General features: G+C 76.6%; 5 protein-coding genes. 4 read left to right on the plus strand and 1 reads right to left on the minus strand.

All coding sequences use genetic code 11. The features are described 5' to 3' along the window. The 3 genes from cbiT to rbsK form a co-directional block, all read left to right on the plus strand. Positions 1–952: precorrin-6Y C5,15-methyltransferase (decarboxylating) subunit CbiT (cbiT, locus tag AB0K09_RS30725; protein WP_366068685.1), on the plus strand; the 952-nt coding region annotated here is incomplete at its 5' end. After that, complete coding sequence (gene cobM, locus AB0K09_RS30730) at positions 949–1,701, plus strand: precorrin-4 C(11)-methyltransferase (RefSeq protein WP_366068686.1); 753 nt, start codon at positions 949–951, stop codon at positions 1,699–1,701. The genes cbiT and cobM, both read left to right, overlap by 4 nt. 24 nt (positions 1,702–1,725) lie before the next feature. Further along, positions 1,726–2,616, plus strand: a complete 891-nt coding sequence (rbsK, locus tag AB0K09_RS30735; protein WP_366068687.1) for a ribokinase — start codon at positions 1,726–1,728, stop codon at positions 2,614–2,616. A 19-nt stretch (positions 2,617–2,635) separates the two neighbouring features. Here rbsK and AB0K09_RS30740 read toward each other — a convergent pair whose 3' ends face one another. Continuing rightward, entirely contained in the window at positions 2,636–3,382 is a 747-nt protein-coding gene (locus AB0K09_RS30740) for a helix-turn-helix transcriptional regulator (protein ID WP_366068688.1), read from the minus strand. A gap of 63 nt (positions 3,383–3,445) precedes the next feature. Between AB0K09_RS30740 and AB0K09_RS30745 the strand changes: the two genes are divergently transcribed. Next, a partial coding sequence (locus tag AB0K09_RS30745; RefSeq protein ID WP_366068689.1) for an MFS transporter occupies positions 3,446–4,017 on the plus strand: 572 nt, incomplete at its 3' end.

Raw genomic sequence — 4,017 nt, forward strand, 5'->3', positions numbered from 1 at the left:
CGGACCGTCATGGACGTCGTCTACAACCACACCGCCGCCTCCGGGCAGGACGACAGGTCCGTGCTCGACCGCATCGTCCCCGGCTACTACCAGCGTCGGCCGGCCGCTCGCCGCGCTGGGCGCGGCCCTGCACGCCGGGCGCCGGCTGCTGCTGCTGAGCGCCGGCGCCGGCACGCCCGCCGAGGTCGCGGCGCTGCTGCGCGAGCGCGGTTACGGGCCGAGCGCGCTGACCGTCCTGGAGCGGCTCGGCGGCGAGCACGAGCGGCGCGTCGAGGGCACCGCGGACGACTGGCCGCACCCGCCCGGGGACCCGCTCAACGTCATCGCCGTGGTCTGCCGTCCCGCCGCGGGAACGCCCCGGCTCGGCCTGACCCCCGGTCTGCCGGACGACGCCTACGACCACGACGGGCAGCTGACCAAGCGTCATGTGCGGGCGGTCACGCTCGCCGCCCTCGCCCCCGCCCCCGGCGAACTGCTGTGGGACGTCGGCGGCGGCTCCGGCTCGATCGGCATCGAGTGGATGCGCGCCCACCGCACCTGCCGGGCGGTCACCGTCGAGCGCGATCCGGCGCGGGCCGCGCGCATCGTCCGCAACGCCGGGACACTCGGTGTTCCGGCGCTGCGCGTGGTCACCGGCGCCGCGCCCGGCGCGCTGGACGGACTGCCGGTGCCGGACGCCGTGTTCATCGGCGGCGGTCTGACCGCGCCGGGGCTGCTCGACGCCTGCTGGGAGGCGTTGCCGCCGGGCGGCCGGCTCGTGGCCAACACCGTCACCCTGGAGTCCGAGGCGCTGCTGGCCGAGCGCCACCGGCGGCACGGCGGCGAGCTCACACGGCTGTCCGTCGCTCAGGCCGTGCCCGTCGGCGGCTTCACCGGCTGGCGGCAGGCGATGCCGGTCACCCAGTGGGCCGTGGTCAAGTCCCCCGTCGCGCAAGGAGAGTCCCAGGCATGACCGTGTACTTCATCGGCGCCGGCCCCGGCGCCGCCGACCTGATCACGGTGCGCGGCGCGCGGACCCTGGCCCGCTGCGGCGTCTGCCTGTACGCCGGCAGTCTGGTGCCCCGGGAGCTGCTCGCGGAGTGCCCGCCGGACGCCCGGCTGGTCGACACCTCCCGACTGGACCTCGACCGGATCACCGAGGAGTTCGTCCGGGCCCACGAAGCCGGCCACGACGTGGCCCGGCTGCACTCCGGCGACCCGTCCGTCTTCAGCGCCGTCGCCGAGCAGATGCGCCGTCTCGACGCGGCCGGCATCCCCTACGAGATCGTCCCCGGCGTGCCCGCGTTCGCCGCGGCCGCGGCCGCGCTGGGCCGCGAACTGACCGTTCCGACCGTGGGCCAGACGGTCGTGCTCACCCGGATCGCGCAGCAGGCCACGCCCATGCCGCCCGGCGAGGACCTCGCCACACTGGGCCGCAGCGGCGCCCTGCTGGTCGTACACCTCGCCGCCCGCTACGCGGACCGCGTGGTCGCCGAGCTCCTCCCGCACTACGGCCCCGACTGCCCGGCCGCCGTCGTCGCCATGGCCAGCCGGCCCGACGAGCTCGTCCTGCGGGGCACGCTCGCCGGCATCGCGGACCGGATGAAGGCGGCGGGTGTGGTGCGCACGGCCGTCATCATCGTCGGCCGCACGCTGGCCGCGTCGCAGTTCCCGGACAGCTATCTGTACTCGACCGGGCGGGAGCGCTGCACCGACGCCTGACCCCCCATGACACGAGGAGGACGGATGTACGACGTACTGGTGGTGGGCTCGGCCAACGCCGATCTCACGGTCCGGGTCGGGCGCCGGCCGGGCGCGGGCGAGACCGTGCTCGGCACCGACCTGGTGGAGTCCGCCGGCGGCAAGGGCGCCAACCAGGCCGCGGCGGCGGCCCGCCTCGGCGCCCGGACCGCCCTGCTGGCCCGGGTCGGTGACGACGCGTACGGGCGGCTGCAACTGGACGCCCAGCGGGACGCCGGCACGGACGTGCGGCACGTGCTGGTGGAGCGGGGCGCCCGCACCGGCACGGCGATGATCGTCGTCGGTCCGGACGGCGACAACTCGATCGTCGTCTCGCCCGGCGCGAACGCGCGCCTCTCCCCCGCCGACGTCACCGCCGCGCGCGAGGTCCTCGCCGGTTCGGCGGTGGTCTCGCTCCAGCTGGAGATCCCCCCGGAGACGGTGCGGGCGGCGGTGACGGTCGCGGGCGAGGTGGGCGCGCGGGTGGTGCTCAACCCCTCGCCCGTCCCGGAGTCCCTGGCCCCCGAGCTGCTGTCGGCGGCGGATCCGCTGGTCGTCAACGAGCACGAGGCCCGTCTCCTGTCGGGCCGGGCGGACGGCGGTCCGGCCGAGTGGGCCGCCGCCCTGCGCGCGCGGGGCGCGCGGTCGGTGGTCGTCACCCTGGGCGCGGCGGGGGCGCTGGTGGCCGTCGGCGAGGACGTGACGGAGGTTCCCGGCGTCGCGGTCGAGGCCGTCGACACGACGGGCGCGGGCGACGCCTTCACGGGGGCCCTGTCCGCGCGCCTGGCGGCGGGCACCCCGCTGGCGGAGGCCGCGCGCTTCGCGGTGCGGGTGGCCGCGGTGTCCGTGACACGGCACGGCGCGCAGCCGTCGTACCCGGCCGCGGCCGAGGTGTAGCCCGCGGCCGGTCCCCGGTTCAGGGACGGCTGTTGTGGGTGCCGGGGGTGTACCCGTAGGCCCGGCGGAAGACGTCGATGAAGGCGCTCGCGGAGGACCAGCCGCAGCGGTGGGCGACGGTGGTGACCGGGACGTCGTCGGCCAGCATGCGCAGGGCGTGGTAGAGGCGCGACTGGGTGCGCCACTGGGGAAAGGTCATGCCGAGTTCGGCCCGGAAGAGCCGGCTGAGGGTACGTTCGCCGGTTCCGGTCGCGGCCGCGAGGGAGGCGAGGGTGCGGGGGTCCGCGGGGTCGTGGTGGACGATCGCGCAGACGGCCGCCAGGCGGGGGTCGGCCGGGGCGGGCAGTTGTACGGGCTGCTGCGGGGAGGCGCGCAGCCGGTCGCACAGCACCGCGCGCAGGCGGCGGCGTTCGGGACCGGTGCCGCCGGGGTCGGTCGTGCAGGCGACGATCAGCTCGCGCAGCAGCGGGCCGACGGTGAGCACGGTGGGGGCGTGCAGGCCGAGGGGGTTCTCGCCGGCGGGCAGGCCGACCAGATGCAGCCGTAGCCGGCCGTGGGCGCGGTGGGCGTGGACGGTTCCGGCAGGGACCCACAGGGCGCGGGTGCCGGGCGCGAACCAGGTGCCGGCGTCGGTGGTGACGGCCACGACGCCGGAGCCCGCGTAGACGATCTGGTGGTCGTCGTGGCGGTGCGCGTCGATGTGCGCGCCGGCGGCGAGGGTCCGCGCGTCGGTGGGGGCCTGCGGGGTGTGGCGGATGTTCGGCATCGGTCGGCAATTTATCGGAAGCGCGACACCCGGTGGCCCGGCCACGATCAAGGCGTGCCGACGATACGGATTCCCTCTCGCGACCGGTCCCTCGCCCTGCTGTCCGTGGGCCATGCCTGCGTGGACGTGTACCAGGGAGCGGTGGCCGCGCTGGTGCCTTTCTTCGTCTCGGAGCGCGCCTACACCTATGCCGCGGCCTCGGGCGTCGTGCTGGCCGCCTCCCTGCTGTCGTCGGTGGTGCAGCCGCTGTTCGGGGCGCTCACCGACAAACGGCCTGTGCCGTGGCTGCTGCCGGTGAGCACGCTGGTCGGCGGCGTGGGCGTCGCCCTGAGCGGCGTCGCGGGCTCCTACGCCCTCACCCTTGCGGCGGTGGCCGTCTCCGGGACCGGTGTCGCCGCCTACCACCCGGAGGCCGCCCGGGTGGCGCGCGAGGCCGGGCGCGGCAGCCACGCCGCGATGGGCTGGTTCTCCCTCGGCGGCAACATCGGCTTCGCCGCCGCCCCGCTCGCGGTCTCCGCCGTCGTCGCCGCCGGCGGTCTGCGCGCCACTCCCCTGCTGGTCGTCCCGGGCGTCGTCGCCGCTGCGCTGTGCGCGGCCGCGCTGCGGGCGATGCGGGCCGGTGCCCCGGCCCCGGC

This window comes from Streptomyces sp. NPDC049577, from assembly GCF_040675635.1.
Taxonomy (GTDB): Bacteria; Actinomycetota; Actinomycetes; order Streptomycetales; family Streptomycetaceae; genus Streptomyces.

Bases quoted from the DNA above. Each gene is read 5' to 3' on its own strand.
- cobM (WP_366068686.1), top strand. From the start codon at position 949: ATGACCGTGTACTTCATCGGCGCCGGCCCCGGCGCCGCCGACCTGATC.
- rbsK (WP_366068687.1), top strand. From the start codon at position 1,726: ATGTACGACGTACTGGTGGTGGGCTCGGCCAACGCCGATCTCACGGTC.
- AB0K09_RS30740 (WP_366068688.1), bottom strand. From the start codon at position 3,382: ATGCCGAACATCCGCCACACCCCGCAGGCCCCCACCGACGCGCGGACC.